Here is a 17210-nt window from a genome sequence, read left to right as displayed (position 1 = left end):
GTTTCTTGCTCGTTGGCGCCGCCCCTCATCTGCCTGCCGGCATCTTCTCCCCGTGTAGAGACAGGGAGAAGGAGGAGCTTCGGCGCCTCTATCAATCGCCGATGGTCTGCATCTGCCGCTTTTCGTCATACGCCTTGCGCGCCGCGTTGACCTGCGGCCGCACTGACACTTCCGGCACCGCCACATCCCACCAGTGACCGCCGGCATCGGTGGAAACCAGCGGGTCGGTGTCGATGACGAGCACCGTGGTGCGCGTATTCTTCCTGGCTTGTGCCAGCGCGTTTTCCAGCCCGGCGATCGACGGCACTTTCTCGGCAATCGCCCCCATGCTCGCCGCATGCGCGGCGAAGTCGATGTCGGGCAGAACCTCGTGGCGCGAGTCCTTCAGCAGATTGTTGAAGTTGGCGCCGCCGGTCGCCATCTGCAGCCGGTTGATGCAGCCGTAACCGCGGTTGTCGAGCAGCACGATGGTCAGCTTGAGGCCGAGCATCACCGAGGTGGCGATCTCCGAATTCATCATCAGGTAGGAGCCGTCGCCGATCATGACGACGATCTCCTCGCCGGGCTTCGCCATCTTGGCGCCGAGCCCGCCGGCAATCTCATAGCCCATGGTCGAGAAGCCGTATTCGCCATGGTACGAGCCGGGCGCGCCCGCCTGCCAAAGCTTGTGCAATTCGCCCGGCAACCCGCCGGAGGCATTCAGCAGCGTCACACCGGAGCCCATGGCGCGCTGCACCGCGCCGATCACCTGCGCATCGGACGGATAGGCGGCATTGGTCGACGCCGTCACCTTGGCCGCCTCGACCGCCCAGGCCTTCTTGCCGGAGGACGCATTGTCGGTCCAGCTTGCCGGCGCCTTCCAGTCCTTCAGCGCAGCACCGAGTTCCGCCAGGCCCTCGGCCGCATCGGCCACCAGCGGCAGGGCGCGGTGCTTGCCGGCATCGAAGGGCTGCACGTTGAGTCCGATGATGGTCTTGCCCGAATTCTTGAACAGCGCCCACGAACCGGTGGTGAAATCCTGCAGGCGCGTGCCGATGGCCAGCACGAGATCGGCTTCCTCAGCCAGCCGGTTGGCGGCAGAAGTGCCGGTGACGCCGACCGCCGCCATGTTGAGCAGGTGGTTGTCCGGCAGCGAGGATTTGCCGCCTTGCGTCTCGCAGACAGGAATGCCGGCGCCCTCGGCGAATTTCGCCAGTTCGTCCGACGCCTGCGAATAGAGGACACCGCCGCCGGCGATCACCAACGGCTTTTTTGCACCCTTGAGCGCGGCGACCGCGGCCGCCAGTTCCTGGCGATCCGGGCGCGGCCGGCGCTGGTGCCAGACGCGCTCCGCGAAAAAACTCTCGGGATAGTCATAGGCTTCGGCCTGGACGTCCTGGCAGAGCGACAGCGTCACCGGGCCGCATTCGGCCGGATCGGTCAGCACGGCCATGGCACGGCTCAGCGCAGGAATGATCTGCTCCGGCCGGGTGATGCGGTCGAAATAGCGCGAAACCGGACGGAAGCAGTCGTTGACCGTCGCCGTGCCGTCGGAAAAATCCTCGGCCTGCTGCAGCACCGGGTCGGGGATGCGGTTGGCGAAGACATCGCCTGGCAAAAACAGGACGGGCAACCTGTTTACATGGGCGAGCGCCGCCGCCGTCACCATGTTGAGCGCGCCGGGGCCGATCGAAGAGGTCGCGGCCATGAAGCGGCGGCGGAAATTGGCCTTGGCGTAGGCGATTGCCGCATGCGCCATCGCCTGTTCGTTGTGGGCGCGAAAGGTCGGCAGTTCGTCGCGCACCTGATAGAGCGCCTCGCCGATGCCGGCGACATTGCCGTGGCCGAAGATCGCCCAGACGCCGCCGAAGATCGGGACTTTGCTACCGTCGATCTCAGTCATCTGGCGCGACAGGAAGCGGGTCAGCGCCTGCGCCATCGTCAGGCGGATTGTCTTGCTCATGGTGTTTTCCTCCGCAGTCCTATTCCGCGCCTTCTTATGCCGCCTTGCGGCCGCGCGCGGCAAGCCACGCATCCGTCAACTGTTCGAAGCGCTGCGCCATGTCGGCGATCGCCTCGTCATCCGACATCCTGCCGGCCAGCCATTGTTCGGCCGCATGGACGAAGATGGTGCGGCCGACGGCAAAACCCTTGACGATGGGTGCCTTGGCGGTGGCGGCGAACGCCGCTTCCAGCTCGTCCTGCGGCGCTTCCAGGCCCAGCAGCACGACGCCGCGGCACCAGGGGTCGTGCTTCAGGATCACGGCCTCGATCTTCGCCCAGGCGCCGCTCGACGCCTGCGGCTCGAGCTTCCACCAGTCCGGCTTGATGCCGAGCGCATAGAGTTCCTCCAGCGCGCGCGGGATCGTCGTGTCGTCGAGCTTGCCATGCTTGCCGGCAATGATCTCGATGAGAAGCTCCCTGCCGACCTTCCGCGCGCCTTCGAACAGCGCGCGCAACTTCTGCTGCTGTTCGTCCTTGAGCGCCGCCGGATCGTCGGGATGATAGAAGCACAGGCATTTGATGCAATGGTCGACCGGCCACTCGGTGAGCTGCGAGCCGATGTCCTGCGAGAATTCGAAGCGCAGCGGCCGCGAACCCGGCAGCTCCACCGGCCGCCCGAGCCAGGCGAAGGAATGCCTGGCGAATTCGAACATCGCCTTGCGGCCGTGTTTCTCGTCGATCAGCATGCCGTAGCCGTCGCGGCCGGCGGCAACCTTCGCCGCCGCCTTGACCGCCAGCACCTTGAAATCCTGGATGCGTGCGGGATCGGCACCGGCCTTCGCCGCCACATCCTCGAGCTGCACGCGGTGGTCGCAGGCGAGCGCCATCATCGAGGGAATGTCGCGCCGGCGCGTCGTTGCCCAATGGATGTGGTTGATCGCCTCGTCCTTGCGCAACGCCAGATGCCTGCTGCCGTTCTTGAGGAAGAACCGCAGCTCCTCGAAGGTCGGATATTCCGGCGCGCAGAGCAGCCGCGACACGGCGAAGGCGCCGCAGGCATTGGCCCAGGTCGCCGCCGTCGCATGGTCTTCGCCGCCCAGCCAGCCGCGCAGGAAGCCCGACATGAAGGCGTCGCCGGCGCCGAGCACATTGTAGATCTCGATCGGAAACCCCTTGCCGACGACGCCGTCCTCGAGATCGTCGCTGATCGGTCCGTCATAGACGATGCAGCCCATCGCGCCGCGCTTCAGGACGATGGTGGCGGACGACAGCGAGCGGATTGTCTTCAAGGCGCTCAGGCAATCATCGGCGCCCGACGCGATCATGATCTCTTCCTCGGTGCCGACGATGAGGTCGCAGTCGGGCAGCACCGTCTTCAGCTGCGCCGAGACCCGGTCCGATTTCACATAGCGCTCGAACCCTTCGGCATGGCCGGCGAGACCCCACAGGTTCGGCCGGTAGTCGATGTCGAACACCACCTTGCCGCCCTTGGCCTTCATGATGCGGATCGCCTTGCGCTGCGCGGCATCGCTGTTGGGCCTGGAAAAATGCGTGCCGGTGACGACGATCGAGCGCGCCGAGGCGATGAAGGCCTCATCGATGTCTTCCGGCGCCAGCGCCATGTCGGCGCAGTCCGAGCGATAGAAGATCATCGGCGAGACGCCTTCGTCCTCGACCGACAGCAGCACCAGTGCGGTCAGCCGCTCCTTGTCGGTCTTGAGCCCGTCGACATTGACGCCTTCACGCGTCAGCTGCTCGCGGATGAAGCGGCCCATCTGCTCGTCGCCGACGCGGGTGAGCAGCGCCGAGCGCAGGCCGAGCCTGGCGGTGCCGACCGAGATGTTGGCCGGGCAGCCGCCGACCGACTTGGCGAAGGAGGTGATGTCCTCCAGCCGCGAGCCGATCTGCTGGCCGTAAAGGTCGACGGAAGCGCGACCGATGGTGATGACGTCCAGCGGCGCGTATTCAGCGTCCACGGCTTCGCTCATTGGAACCTCCCGTCGGCCTTGTTGTGTTGGGGTACACGCGCGAGCGGCAGCGTGGCGCCGGGAATATGAAATAATAATTCCAATCCATAGTCAATATGGAATGAGCATTCCTTCGGTGAAAAGTACCTTTTCGGCGGTGGATCAGGCCTTGCGCTTCCTGCCCGTGTCGCGCCGCTTCTCGCCGACGCCGACGGTCAGTGCCATGGCCAGCGCCATTGTCGCCGACAGTGAGCGGAAGCCGGCGAAATCGGCCTCGGCAACCTCGAACCAGACCTTGGCGAACTGGGCGAGCGGCGAAAACGAGCTGTCGGTGATGGCGACGATCGGCACGCCCTGTTCCGAAATGCTGCGCGCCTCCTCGATCGTGGCGGGCGCGTAGGGCGAGAAGGAGATGGCGATGACGGCATCCGCCGGCGTGGCGAAGCCGATCATCTCGGCATTCAGCCCGGCCGCCGATTCGATCAGCTGGTTGCGGATCTTCAGCTTGCCCAGTGCATAGGCGATGTAGGACGCCACCGGATAGGAGCGCCGCTTGGCCAGCACATAGATGGTTTCCGCCTTTGCCAGCAGGGAAATAGCGTCTTCCAGATGCGCTTCGTCCAGCGTGCGCGAGATATCGTTGAGCGAGGTCGAGGCGGCGGCGACGAAGCCGTCGAAGATCGCCCGGTGGCCGGCGCCTCCCTCAGCCTTGACGCGCAGCGCCTGCAGCCTTTCGTCATAGGATGAGTTGCGCTCGCGCAGCCGCTCGCGAAACACCTGCTGCAGGCTGGTGAAACCATCGAAGCCAAGCTGCTGGGCAAATCGGATCAGGGTCGAAGGCTGCACGCCGGCCGAAGCGGCGATGCTGGCGGCGGTGCCGAAGGCGATATCGTCGGGATTGTCGAGCGCATGGGCAGCGATCTGGGCGATGCGCTTCGGCAGGCTTTCGCGTCGCTCCAGGATGGTGGTGCGCAGCGTCTCGAAATCGCGAGGTACCCGTTCGTCCATCGTCGCTCTGTCCAGGCTCATGCGTGAAGCGTCCTCTGTGCCTCATCATAGCGAGCCTGCGCAAGAACACCATAAAAAATGAGGCAGACATTCCATTTCAGGAGAAAATGGACTAATTCATCCACGCAGCGCTTCAAGCAGTGGAGAAACGGAAAATGGTCGGCGTCGGTCTCATCGGTACGGGTTTCATGGGCAAGTGTCACGCCATCGCATGGAGTGCCGTCAGCGCTGTCTTTCCCGACGTGGCCAAGCCACGGCTGGTCCATCTCGGCGAGGTCAATGAAGAGCTTGCCCGGCGCAAGGCCGGCGAGTTCGGTTTCGCCAAGGCGTCGGGCGACTGGCGCGCCGTCGTCAACGATCCCGAAGTCGACATCGTCTCGCTGACCACGCCCAACCAGTTCCACCCGGAAATGGCCGTCGCCATCCTCGAAGCAGGCAAGCATCTGTGGTGCGAAAAGCCGATGGCGCCGAGCTTTGCCGAGGCCGAGGCGATGGCGGCCGCGGCGAAAAAGTCCGGCAAGGTCGCGGCCCTCGGCTACAACTACATCCAGAGCCCGGCCATCCGCCATATCGGCGCGCTGCTGGAAGAGAAGATCATCGGCGAGGTCAACCATCTGCGCATCGAGATGGACGAGGACTTCATGGCCGACCCCGAAGCGCTGTTCTTCTGGAAGCACGAAGCAGCTTCCGGCTATGGCGCGCTCGACGATTTCGCCGTGCATCCGCTGTCTCTGGTCTCGGCCCTGTTCGGCCGCGTCGCCAGTGTCATCTGCGACATGGCTAAACCCTATGCCGATCGCAAGCTGGCCAGCGGCGGTCGTCGCGCGGTGGAGACCTACGACATCGCCAGCGTGCTGATGCATCTGGAAAACGGCATTGCCGGCACGCTGCTGGTCAACCGCTCGGCCTGGGGCCGCAAGGGCCGCATCGCCGTCCAGATCTTCGGCTCTAAAGGGTCGATCCTGTTCGACCAGGAACGATCGAACGAATTCCAGCTCTATCTCACATCAGACCGGCCGACCGAACAGGGCTACCGCACCATCCTGGTGGCGCCGCACCACAAGCCCTATGACCTCTTCGTGCCGGCGCCGGGCCATGGCCTCGGCTTCAACGATCTCAAGATCATCGAGTGCCACGAATTGCTGACGCGGCTTGAAGGCAAGCCGGCGCGGCTCATCGAGTTTGCCGAAGGGCTGGAGATCGAGCGCACGGTGCACGCGATGGCGCGCTCGTTCGAGGAAAAGCGCTGGGTGGACGTACGGTGATATAAGCCCGCTCAGACGACCGTGGCAGCGACGTTCGTCTCCCATCCATTCACCCAGACCTGCCGCAAGCGGTCGCCTTCGCCCTTGAAGCGTAACCCGGTCGCCTGGCAATCCGCGATCCGGTCGCTGCGGAAATTGCGGATCGCCTGGCGCAGCTCGCACCAGGCGACGATGTTGGCGGTTTCGGCGTAGTAGATCAGCGCGATCGGGCGGATGAGGCGCTCGGAGGCGCGGCCCATTTCGTCTCGATAGGAGAGGTCGAGCTTCTCCTCGTCGCGGATGGCGCGTCGCACCAGCGCAAGGTCGATCGCGCCGGTCGAAGGCGCGGCGAACCCCCACGCATGCAGCGCATTGGCGTCGAATACCTGGCGCAAGGGCGGCGGCACCGCGCCGGCGATCTTGGCGCTGACGCGCTTGGCCGCCTGCTTGAGCTCGCTGTCGCCGGTGCGCTCCAGCAGCGCCAGCGACAGGACGATCGCCTCCATCTCCTCGATCGAGAACATCAGCGGCGGCAGGTCGAAGCCGGGACGCAGGATGTAGCCGATGCCGCGTCCGCCCTCGATCGGCACGCGCATCGCCTGCAGGGCGGCAATGTCGCGATAGATCGAGCGCACCGTCACCTCCAGCCGCTCGGCGATCGTCGCTGCCGTCACCGGCTGCCGCGCCAGCCGCACGATCTGGATGATCTCGAACAGGCGCGACGCCTTGCGCATTTTTCTCGCCCGGTTTCCATCACAACTGACACACCATCGTCAGTTGGGCTGACCTATAGGAGCGCCTATCGAATTGAAAATCAACAGGTTCCGCTGCGGTTTGGCGGAGCGAGGCGGCAGGCAACTGACATGGGCTATGCGGAAAATCTCTGGCTTTTCTTTATCCTGCTGTTCGGCATCATCGCCGTTCCGGGCATGGACATGCTCTTCGTGCTTGCCAATGCACTGACCGGCGGCCGCGACCGAGGCCTTGCTGCGACCGGCGGCATCATGGTCGGCGGCATGGTGCACACGCTGAACGGCGCCATCGGCGTCGGCCTGCTGATGCATTTCGTGCCGATCCTGTTCAAGCCCCTTCTGCTTGCCGGCGCCGCCTACATGGCCTTCATCGGTATCACGCTGATGCGCAGTTCCATCACTGTCGGCCAGGAGGGGCCTGCCGGCAGCCGTTCCGCGTGGAAGGCGTTTCGCCAGGGGTTTGTGACCTGCCTGATCAACCCGAAGGCATACCTGTTCGTGCTTGCCGTATACCCGCAGTTCCTGAAACCGGACTACGGTCCGATCTGGATGCAGGCGACGGTCATGGGGCTGCTGACCGTGGTGACGCAGGCTGCGATCTATGGCGGGTTGGCTATCACGGCCGGCCGCAGCCGCAACCTTCTGATCGCCAATCCGCGGGCGACCATTTTTGCCGGCCGGGCGGCCGGACTGCTGCTCTTTGCCGTGTCGGTGTTCACGGCATGGGAAGGATTAAGGGCGGCGTAATCCCGGTCACCGCCGCCCACTTCCCTATGCCCTATCAGGCAGCTCCCTGCCGGTTGTCGATCATGGCGCGGCGTGCCGAGCGGCGCCACTCGACGGCGCCGGCAAGGCCGTGCAGCACCGTCTCGGTGGTCGCCCAGTCGATGCAGCCATCGGTGATGCTCTGGCCATAGACCAGCGGCTTGCCCGGCACCACGTCCTGCCGGCCGGCGACGAGATTGCTCTCGATCATCAGGCCGATGATGCGCTCGTCGCCTGCCGCGACCTGGCCGGCGACATCTGCCGCCACCTTGGGCTGGTTCTCGGGCTTCTTGGCCGAGTTGGCGTGGCTGACGTCGATCATCAGACGGGGCGCAACGCCGATGCGGGCGAGTTCCACAGCGGCGGCTTCGACGCTCGCCGTGTCATAGTTCGGCTGAACGCCGCCGCGCAGGATAACGTGGCAGTCCTCATTGCCCGTGGTCGTGGCGATGCCGCTGCGCCCGCCCTTGGTCACCGCCATGAAATGATGCGGCTGCGCGGCGGATTTCACCGCCTCGGCGGCTATGCGCAGATTGCCGTCGGTGCCGTTCTTGAAGCCGACCGGGCAGGAGAGGCCCGAGGCCAGTTCGCGGTGGATCTGGCTCTCGGTCGTGCGCGCGCCGATCGCGCCCCAGGCCACGAGGTCGGCAATGTATTGCGGGGTGGTCATGTCGAGGAATTCGGTCGCCGCCGGCAGGCCGAGATTGTTGACGGCCGACAGCACATTGCGTGCCATCCGCAGCCCCTTGTCGATGTTGAAGCTGCCGTCGAGGTCGGGATCGTTGATCAGGCCTTTCCAGCCGACCGTCGTGCGCGGCTTTTCGAAATAGACCCGCATCACGATCTCCAGCCGGTCCGACAGGCTCTCGCGCAGCGCCGCCAGACGGCTGGCGTAATCGACGGCCGCGACCGGATCGTGGATCGAACACGGGCCGACGATGACGAGCAGCCGGTCGTCGGTCCCGTTCAAGATGGCATGGATTGCGTTGCGCGATGCGCTGACGGTGCGCGTCGCCGTCAAAGTGCGCGGTATCTCCCGCATCACCTCGTCCGGTGTGCTCAGTTCTCGGATTTCCTTGACCCGGAGGTCGTCTGTGGTGGTCAACACGGCTTTCTGCTCCTGTCGAGAGCATGATGCCGAAAAGTGTGAAGCGGTTTTCGGACGACATCATGCTCCTCTTTGATTTAGAGGGAACCTGCCGGCTGAAAACAAAAAAGCCGCCAGGTATGGCGGCTGTTCGGATCTTGTTGCTGCAATCTTCAGATCGAGCGCAATCCTCCCGCCGCCAGCGAGCTCCTAAAGTACCAATATGTGGCGGTCAGGTTGATCATGAGGCTCATATAGTCGATGCGGAGGCACTTGTCACGTGCCCTGATGCGGAGACAATTCGGGATGGCCGAAGCACCCAAACTTCGTCCTCCCTGGGCGGAGCAGGAGCGAAGCTCCGTCGCGGAGACCCTGGGATCCATTCCGTGACTTTGGCCGAATGGTGCAGCGGAGCAGAATTCCGCACCGCAGCAACGCTCAGAAGTCGCGGCATGGATCCTCGGGTCTGCGCTGCGTCGCTACGCTCCTTGCTCCGCCCGTGGATGACGAAGTGATGGGCGTTTGAGACTCGCCGGCGTTACTCCGGTGACGCCCCCGCAATGCTTTGATCGTAGTCGACCAGCGACCCGGTCATGACACCGGACTGTGGGCTGACCATGTAGCTGATCAGACGGGCAAGCTGGTCCGGCTTGACCAACTGGCCCATCGGCTGCGTCGCTTCGGCCTTCGCCAGCCAGTCGTCCGGCGCGTCGTGCCACTTCTTCTGCACGATATCCTCACCTTCCGTGTCCATCCAGCCGGGCAGCACCGCATTGCAGCGGATGCGGTTGTAGCGATAGGCATTGGCCACGTTCTTGGTCAGCGTCATCAGCGCGCCCTTGCTGGTCGAATAGGGCGTCAGGAACGACTGGCCGGTATGCGCCGACATCGACAGCACGTTGACGATCGAGCCGGGTGCCTTCTTTTCCAGGAGATGCGCCACCACGCCCTGCATCAGGAAGAACGGGCCGCGCACATTGGTATCGAAAATCGTATCGAACAACTCTTCGGAGGTTTCGACCAGCGAACCGCGCGCCGAAGTGGCGGCGGCGTTGACCAGCGCGTTGACGGTGCCGAAATGCGAGATCGCGGTGGCGACCGCGCGCTTGCAGTCCGCCACTTTTGACACATCGGCGCTGATGAAAATCGCATCGACGCCGGCTTTCTTGAAATGGGCGACAGCCTTGTCGCCCTTCTCCTGCGAGCGGCCGATGAGCGCCAGTGCCCGGCAGCCTTCATCGGCCAAGGCTTCGGCGACGGCAAAGCCAATGCCTTGCGCGCCGCCGGTGACGATGGCGCGTGTCTGTGAATTGCGATCGGCTGATGCGCTCATCGCTCTGCTCCTGTGGTTTTTCCTTAGGGTTCTCTTACTGGTCGAGACGGACAGTCTTGCCGGTCGTCGCTGATTTCAGCGCTGCGTCGGCCAGTTTCAGCGCCACCAGTCCGTCCGCACCGCTCGGCGCGGCCTTCTTGCCTAACGTCGCTGCGGCGATGAAAGCAGCGATCTCATTGGCATAGGCGTCGAGATAGCGGGTCATGAAGAAGTCGTGCAGCGGCGGGCGGGTATAGCCCTTCTCGTTGGCCAGCTCGATCGACACCGGGCGCTGGTTCTCGGCGGCAACCATGCCTTTCGAGCCGTGCACCTCGATGCGCTGGTCGTAGCCATAGGTGGCGCGACGCGAGTTGGAGATGACGGCCTGCTTGCCGGAAGCGGTTTCGAGGATGACACTGACGCTATCGAAATCGCCGGCATCACCAATCTTCTTGTCGACCAGCACCGAGGCATGGGCGCTGACCGCCACGACCTCTTCGCCGAGCAGGAAGCGCGCCATGTCGAAATCATGGATGGTCATGTCGCGAAAAATGCCGCCCGAACGCTTGATGTAGTCGATCGGCGGCGCGCCGGGATCGCGCGAGGTGATGGTGACCATCTCGACGGTGCCGATGGCGCCGTCGTCGATCGCCTTGCGCACGGCGGCGAAGTGCGGATCGAAGCGCCTGTTGAAGCCGACCATCAGCGTCGCCTTGGTCTTCTCGACCACGGCCAGGCATTTCTCGACGCGCTTGACGTCGAGGTCGATCGGCTTCTCGCAGAAGATCGCCTTGCCGGCCTTGGCGAAGCGCTCGATCAGATCGGCATGGGTGTCGGTCGGCGTGCAGATGATGACGGCGTCGATATCTCCGGCTTTCTCGATGTCCTCGATGCTGCGCACCTCGGCGCCATAGGCGCTGGCCAGTTCGGTGGCCGCCTTCTCGAACGCATCGGCAACCGCAACCAGTTTGGCCTGCGGATTGGAGCCGACGGCACGGGCGTGGACCTTGCCGATGCGGCCGGCACCGAGGAGAGCGAAGCGAACGGTCATGGGTATTTCCTCTGGGGAATGGGTTGGAGAGAGTTGTCCGCACCTTGCTTTTGGGGAAAGGTGGCAAGGCTATTTTTCGAGCGCGCCAGAAACAGGATGACCATCCTGTTTTAGGCCGCGAGTTCCGCCTCCCCGGTCTTGGCGCCGGTGATGTAGGAGACGATATCGTTTCCGTCGGTGTTCTCCTTGCGCAGATTGGCGACGATGCGGCCGCGCCGGAACACGACGATACGGTCGCAGAGATCGAACACCTGGCGCATATTGTGGCTGATCAGGATCAGCGGCTCGCCATTGTCCTTCAGCGTACGCACGATGTTTTCGACCTGCGCGGTCTCCTGCACGCCAAGGGCGGCGGTGGGCTCGTCCATGATGATCAGCTTGGAGGCGAAGGTCGCCGTCCGGGCGATCGCCACGCACTGGCGCTGGCCGCCTGACATGTGGCGGATGGTGTTGGACAGATTGGGGATCTTCACCGCCGTGCGGACCAGCGCCGCCTCGGTTGCCTTGCGCATGTATTTGCGGTCGAGGATCGAGAACGGGCCGAGGTTGAACAAAACCTTCTCGCGGCCGAGGAACAGGTTCGACGGCACGTCGAGATCGTCGGCCAGCGCCAGATTCTGGAACACGGTCTCGATGCCCGCCGTGCGGGCCTCGATCGGCCCGGCAAAATTCACTTCCTTGCCGTCGAACCAGATCTGGCCGCTGGTGCGCTGCTCGACGCCGGTGATCTGGCGCACGAAGGTCGATTTGCCGGCGCCGTTGTCGCCCATGATGGCGACATGCTCGCCCTTGCGCAGCTCGAAGTTCGCGCCTTCCAGCGCATGCACGCCGCCATAGCGCTTGGTCAGGTTTTCGGTCTTCAGGACGATGTCTGACATGGTCATGCCCTCATTGCCCGCAGGCGTTGGCGCCACTGGTCGAGAACCACCGCACCGACGATGATCACGCCCTTGACCATCTCCTGGTAGTAGGCGTCGAGGCGCAGGAAGGTGAAGCCGGAGATGATGACGCCGAAGATCAGCGAGCCGATCACCGTGCCGATGATCGAGCCGCGGCCGCCCGACAGCGAGACCCCGCCGATGACCGCCATGGCGATGGCGTCGAGTTCGTACATCACGCCCATGCCGGACTGCGCGGTCAGGTTCTTGGAGCTCAGCACCACGGCGGCGAGCGCGGCGAGAATGCCGGCGATGACGTAGACCAGGATCTTGTGATTGGCGATCTTGATGCCGGACATGCGCGCGGCGTCCTCGTTGGAGCCGATCGCGTAACAGTGCTTGCCGTACCTCGTATAGGTCATGATCAGCTGGAACAGGATGGCCAGCGACAGGAAGATGACGACCGGCATCAGGCCTTTGCCGATGCTGGCGAAACTCTCGGTGGGAAACGAGATCGGCTGGCCCTTGGACCACCATTTGGCGATGCCGCGCGCGGTCACCATCATGCCGAGCGTGGCGATGAACGGCGGAATGCGCGTGTAGGCGATCAGCGCGCCATTGACCAGGCCGGCGAAGAGGCCGCAGGCGATCGCCACCAGCAGCGGCACGATGACAGGCAGGTCGGTCCAGCCTTGCGCCAGGAACATCGCCTTGGGATTGGGGTTGCCGTTGACCGTCGCCACCTGGGCGAAGCTCATGGCGATCATGGCGGTCGCGCCGACGATCGAGCCCGAGGACAGGTCGATGCCGCCGGTGATGATGACCTGTGTCACGCCGATGGCGATGATGCCGACGATCGACACCTGCAGGATGATGATCTGCAGGCGCGCTTCGTTGAAGATGCCGCCGACATCGCTGCGTGTGTTGAACAGGAAGCTGTCGCCGAGAAAGATGCGGCCGATGAGTTCGAAGATGACGACGAGAATGACCAGTGCCAGAAAAACATTGAACTCGGCCGGCCATGTGCGCTTCTTCGCATCATAACCGACGCCGCCGACGCCATGAGATGTCTGTGCCACGTATTCTGTCCTCCATCAGCCGCGGTCGCCCTCGCGCCGTGCCGGCGCTGAGGGAGAGAGGGGAGCGGCGCTGTCTTGATCGAGAGCGCCGCTCCGTATCGAACCGCTGGCGGCTCAGTTCTTCTTCAGGAACTTGTCGATGTTGGCTGGTGTCACCAGCTGGAAGGGCACGTAGACCTTGTGCTCGACCTTCTCGCCCTTGGAGAGCTTGAGCGCCGCATCGAGAGCGCCGGCGCCCTGGCCGGCGGCGTCCTGGAACACGGTTACGTCGAGGTCGCCTGCCTGCATGGCCGCCAGCGCGTCCTGGGTGGCATCGACGCCGCCGACGACAACCGCCTTCATGTCGATGTTGCCGGCCTTCATCGCCTGGATGGCGCCGATGGCGCTTTCGTCATTGTTGGCGATGACGCCATCGAACGGCTTGCCGGTCGACAGCCAGTTGGTCATCAGGTTCTGCGCCTCGTCGCGGTTCCAGTTCGACGTCTGCTTGTCGATGATCTTGATGAAGCTGCAATCCGGCGTCGCGATCACATCGTCGATGTCCTTGGTGCGCTGCACGGCGGCCTGGTTGGAAAGCTCGCCCATGATCACATAGACATTGGCTTCCTTCTTGCCGGCTTCCTTGAACAGGCGGCAGACTTCCTTGGTCTCGAGCGTGCCGGAATCGGCTTCGTTCGAGGCGACGAAGGCCTGGTTGTCGGGCAGCGTGTCGACGTTGACCGGCTCGCGGTTGACATAGACCAGCGGGATCTTGGCTGCGGCGGCGGCATCCGACATCGCCTGCGTGGCCGAAGTGTCGACCGGGTTGACGATGATGGCGTCGACGCCCGAAGCGGCGAAGTTCTTGATCTGGTCAAGCTGCTTGGCAACGTCGTTCTGCGCGTCCTCGACCTGCAGCTCGACGCCGCTCATACCCTTGGCCTGCTCGATCATGCCGTTCCGCAGCACGGTCAGGAAGTTGTCGTCGAACTTGGCCATCGACACGCCAACCTTGGCGGCCAGAGCGGATGAACTCATCAGCGCCGCGAAGGCGACGCCTAAAATCAATTTCTTCATTGTGTTTCTCCTCCACATATTGGTGTCCGGTTTCACCGATTTATCCGGAATCCCCGATCTCCCCGGGGAATCTCTCCCTGATGTCATTTCTATTCCGGGTGACGCTTGCCGTTGGCTGGAACGTCAAACCCTCTGTTTGAAACAGATATTCCGGAACGAAAGAACCAAAATATACAGATGATGAAATATTTATTCCATTTCACATCGGGGCGTCAAGGGCGATTCCGCGGCCTGCGGGCCGATTTACGCATCGCTCTGATGGATTCTATCATTTGCCTCGGCACCTCGCGCGGCGGCTGGCTAGATGTTTTCCGGCAGATAGATGTCGAAGGGCAGAAAGGTCTGGCCCGGAGCGTTGGCGGCGCCGGTTTCGATGGCATGCGCCATCAGGTCGACGAGCTCACGGCATAAAGCAGCGAGCGGGGTCGAGATCACCATGGTGAGGATGTTGTCGGCGAGTGCCGCGCGCGACTCGGCGTTGATCTCGTTGCAGACGACCACCGGCATGGTCGCGGGCTTCGCTGCCCGCAGCGCCGAGACCGCGCCTTCCATGCCACCGCCGGCGACGTAGCAGCCGGCAAGATCCGGATAGCGCGCCAGAAGATCGATCATCGCGTCATGGGTCACCTGGTTGGCTTCCAGATTGACCAGCGTTTCAAGCACGCTGAACTCCGGCGCATGCTCGCGGAAGAAGGAGCGAAAGCCGATCTCGCGCAGCTCATGGCCGTGGAAGCGGTGGCTGCCGACGAAGAGGGCGACCTTGCCGGGCCGCTTGGCTGCCTTGGAGATCATCCATGCGGCGGTGCGCCCGACCTTGCGGTTGTCGAGGCCGATATAGCCCTCCCGGATGCCGGCGGCAAAATCGGACAGCACCGAAAAGACCGGCTGCCCTCTCGCCTTCAAGGTTTCCACGACCGCTGTCAGGGTCGGATGGTCCGGACCGACCACGGCGATGGCCCTCGATTTCGCCGCCAGCCTGCGCATCTGCAAGGCGATCTCGTCGGGAGCCAGGGAGCTGGCGAAATCGATGCTCGCAACGCCGCGGAAGCGCTGCGATTGCGAGATGGCCAGTTCGAGTTCCCGCGCGAAGTCACCGTAGAAGGCATCATTGCCCCGCAGCAGCAGGAAGCCCAGGCGGTACTCCGGCAACTCCTGGCGCATGCGCTGCTTGATAAGGCCGGCGGCGTGGTAGCCGATGTCGGTAGCGGTCTCGTAGACGCGGCGCGCTGTCTCTTCGCGCACCGGCAGCCGGTTGTTCAGCACGCGGTCGACGGTGGCGACACTGACGCCCGAGATGCGCGCCAGATCGGATATTGTCGGCCGCTTCACCATGCTTGCCTCGTCGGGTTTGCTCGAGCCCTTCGTACATCATCCTGATGGGAAATGATAGAAACTATCTTTATGATGTTGAGTCTATCATCGGTCGGCGTTACTTTGACGCCTGAAGCCAAGGGATTTCATGGCATTCGCTCTGGCGGATGCCTTTGCCGAGGGAGGCAATCATGTCCACTGCGCCGTCCCGGCGTGATTACAGCCTGATCGGCCGCGACGCCAAGCTCGCCGTCGAGACCGGCCTGTCGGCGGCCGAGTGGTATCACACCGACATACCGCGCAAGCAGATGAAGGAGCTGATGCAGCGCTCCGACGGGCCGGCGATCCGCGATACCGCGATCTGGTTCGCCGCCCTGATCGTCAGTGGCGCCGGCGGCGCCTGGCTCTGGGGCACATGGTGGTGCGTGCCGTTCTTCTTCGTCTATGGCGTGCTCTACGGCTCCTCGACGGATTCACGCTGGCACGAATGCGGTCACGGCACCGCCTTCCGCACGCAATGGATGAACGATGCGGTCTATCAGATCGCCTGCTTCATGATCATGCGCAATCCGGTGACCTGGCGCTGGAGCCACACGCGCCACCACACCGACACCATCATCGTCGGCCGCGACCCGGAAATCTCGGTGATGCGGCCGCCGGATCTGGTTCGCGCCATGCTGGGCTTCGTCGGCGTGCTCGACGCCTGGCATGCGATGAGCGATATGCTGCGCAACGCCGCCGGCACCGTCAGCGCCGCCGAAAAGACCTTCATTCCAGAACAGGAACAGCCCAAGGCGATCCGCGTCGCCCGCATCTGGACGGCGATCTATGCCGCCACCGTCGGGCTGGCGCTCTACACCGGTTCGTTCCTGCCGCTGATGCTGGTCGGCCTGCCTAGGCTCTACGGCGCCTGGCACCATGTCATGGTCGGGCTGCTGCAGCATGGCGGCCTGGCCGACAATGTCACCGACCACAGGCTCAACAGCCGCACCGTCTACATGAACCCGATCAGTCGGTTCATCTACTGGAACATGAACTACCATGTCGAGCATCACATGTTTCCGATGGTGCCCTATCATGCGCTGCCGAGGCTGCACGAACTGATCAAGCACGATCTGCCGGAACCGACACCGTCGATCCTGGCCGGCTACCGCGAGATGATCCCGGTCTTCCTGCGCCAGCTGCGCAACGAGGACTATTTCCTCAAGCGCGAGCTGCCGCCGACCGCACGGCCATATCGCGAGGAATTCCACAACGACACTATCGCCGCCGCGGCGGAATGATCGTGCTTCCATCCGATCCAGACTGTTTATTTAACGCAATTCCGGACGGAAAACCGCTGCGCACTTTTTTGCTTTTGGGAGGACTTGAATGAGCGACTGGGTCGAGGCCTGCGCCACCGGCGACATAGACGAGGAGGATGTGATGCGCTTCGACCATGGCGGCCGCACCTTCGCCATCTATCGCAGCCCCGACGACGAGTTCTTCGCCACCGACGGCCTTTGCACGCATGAAAAGGTGCACCTGGCCGACGGGCTGGTGATGGATGACATCATCGAATGCCCCAAGCACAATGGGCGCTTCAACTACAAGACGGGTGACGCCCGCGGCGCCCCGGTCTGCATCAATCTCAAGACCTATCCGGTCAAGGTCGATGCCGGCAAAGTCCTGATCCAGATCGGATGACCGATATGGCGGGGGGGATGCTCATCATCGGCGCCGGCGAATGCGGCGGGCGGGCGGCATTGGCGCTGCGCGACCTCGATTATCAGGGGCA

Annotated in this window: 15 protein-coding genes; 4 read left to right on the top strand and 11 right to left on the bottom strand. The window is 63.6% G+C overall.

Going from position 1 to position 17210, the window contains the following annotated elements; all coding sequences use genetic code 11:
• Positions 1 to 91: 91 nt before the first annotated feature.
• From iolD to EN955_RS12875, 3 genes are all read right to left on the bottom strand, one after another.
• Positions 92 to 1942 (bottom strand): 3D-(3,5/4)-trihydroxycyclohexane-1,2-dione acylhydrolase (decyclizing), encoded by a 1851-nt coding sequence (gene iolD / locus EN955_RS12885; protein WP_024502016.1) that lies wholly within the window; start codon positions 1940 to 1942, stop codon positions 92 to 94.
• Between the two features lie 34 nt (positions 1943 to 1976).
• Entirely contained in the window at positions 1977 to 3911 is a 1935-nt protein-coding gene (gene iolC / locus EN955_RS12880; protein WP_024502015.1) for a 5-dehydro-2-deoxygluconokinase, read from the bottom strand.
• A gap of 141 nt (positions 3912 to 4052) precedes the next feature.
• Entirely contained in the window at positions 4053 to 4898 is an 846-nt protein-coding gene (locus EN955_RS12875; protein ID WP_024502014.1) for a MurR/RpiR family transcriptional regulator, read from the bottom strand.
• Positions 4899 to 5053: 155 nt separating this feature from the next.
• Here EN955_RS12875 and EN955_RS12870 point away from each other — a divergent pair, with 155 nt between their 5' ends.
• Positions 5054 to 6163, top strand: a complete 1110-nt coding sequence (locus EN955_RS12870) for a Gfo/Idh/MocA family oxidoreductase (protein ID WP_013528369.1) — start codon at positions 5054 to 5056, stop codon at positions 6161 to 6163.
• 11 nt (positions 6164 to 6174) lie between these two features.
• On the opposite strand, the gene EN955_RS12865 is transcribed toward EN955_RS12870, so the two are convergent.
• Entirely contained in the window at positions 6175 to 6876 is a 702-nt protein-coding gene (locus tag EN955_RS12865) for a YafY family protein (protein WP_024502013.1), read from the bottom strand.
• Between the two features lie 129 nt (positions 6877 to 7005).
• Here EN955_RS12865 and EN955_RS12860 point away from each other — a divergent pair, with 129 nt between their 5' ends.
• Entirely contained in the window at positions 7006 to 7641 is a 636-nt protein-coding gene (locus EN955_RS12860; protein WP_024502012.1) for a LysE family translocator, read from the top strand.
• Positions 7642 to 7675: 34 nt separating this feature from the next.
• Here EN955_RS12860 and EN955_RS12855 read toward each other — a convergent pair whose 3' ends face one another.
• From EN955_RS12855 to EN955_RS12820, 7 genes are all read right to left on the bottom strand, one after another.
• Positions 7676 to 8767, bottom strand: a complete 1092-nt coding sequence (locus EN955_RS12855) for a 3-deoxy-7-phosphoheptulonate synthase (RefSeq protein WP_024502011.1) — start codon at positions 8765 to 8767, stop codon at positions 7676 to 7678.
• A 517-nt stretch (positions 8768 to 9284) separates the two neighbouring features.
• Positions 9285 to 10079 (bottom strand): SDR family oxidoreductase, encoded by a 795-nt coding sequence (locus EN955_RS12845; protein ID WP_013528365.1) that lies wholly within the window; start codon positions 10077 to 10079, stop codon positions 9285 to 9287.
• Between the two features lie 34 nt (positions 10080 to 10113).
• Positions 10114 to 11109, bottom strand: a complete 996-nt coding sequence (iolG, locus tag EN955_RS12840) for an inositol 2-dehydrogenase (protein ID WP_024502010.1) — start codon at positions 11107 to 11109, stop codon at positions 10114 to 10116.
• Positions 11110 to 11219: 110 nt separating this feature from the next.
• Positions 11220 to 11987 (bottom strand): ATP-binding cassette domain-containing protein, encoded by a 768-nt coding sequence (locus EN955_RS12835; RefSeq protein ID WP_023810655.1) that lies wholly within the window; start codon positions 11985 to 11987, stop codon positions 11220 to 11222.
• A 2-nt stretch (positions 11988 to 11989) separates the two neighbouring features.
• Positions 11990 to 13066, bottom strand: a complete 1077-nt coding sequence (locus EN955_RS12830; protein WP_013528362.1) for an ABC transporter permease — start codon at positions 13064 to 13066, stop codon at positions 11990 to 11992.
• 114 nt (positions 13067 to 13180) lie between these two features.
• A complete protein-coding gene (locus EN955_RS12825; protein WP_024502009.1) occupies positions 13181 to 14122 on the bottom strand; it encodes a sugar ABC transporter substrate-binding protein in 942 nt (313 codons plus the stop codon).
• 300 nt (positions 14123 to 14422) lie between these two features.
• Positions 14423 to 15454: a LacI family DNA-binding transcriptional regulator gene (locus EN955_RS12820; RefSeq protein ID WP_013528360.1), complete on the bottom strand. Its 1032-nt coding sequence runs from the start codon at positions 15452 to 15454 to the stop codon at positions 14423 to 14425.
• A 170-nt stretch (positions 15455 to 15624) separates the two neighbouring features.
• On the opposite strand from EN955_RS12820, the gene EN955_RS12815 reads away from it, so the two are divergent.
• Positions 15625 to 16716 (top strand): fatty acid desaturase family protein, encoded by a 1092-nt coding sequence (locus EN955_RS12815; RefSeq protein WP_024502008.1) that lies wholly within the window; start codon positions 15625 to 15627, stop codon positions 16714 to 16716.
• An 88-nt stretch (positions 16717 to 16804) separates the two neighbouring features.
• Positions 16805 to 17119, top strand: a complete 315-nt coding sequence (locus EN955_RS12810) for a MocE family 2Fe-2S type ferredoxin (RefSeq protein ID WP_013528358.1) — start codon at positions 16805 to 16807, stop codon at positions 17117 to 17119.
• Positions 17120 to 17210 lie beyond the last annotated feature (91 nt).

It is taken from the genome of Mesorhizobium sp. M7A.F.Ca.CA.001.04.2.1 (assembly GCF_003998485.1).
Classification (GTDB): domain Bacteria; phylum Pseudomonadota; class Alphaproteobacteria; order Rhizobiales; family Rhizobiaceae; genus Mesorhizobium; species Mesorhizobium ciceri.
The sequence above is the reverse complement of the archived record's forward strand: the minus strand, read 5'-3'. Positions and strand labels throughout refer to the sequence as shown.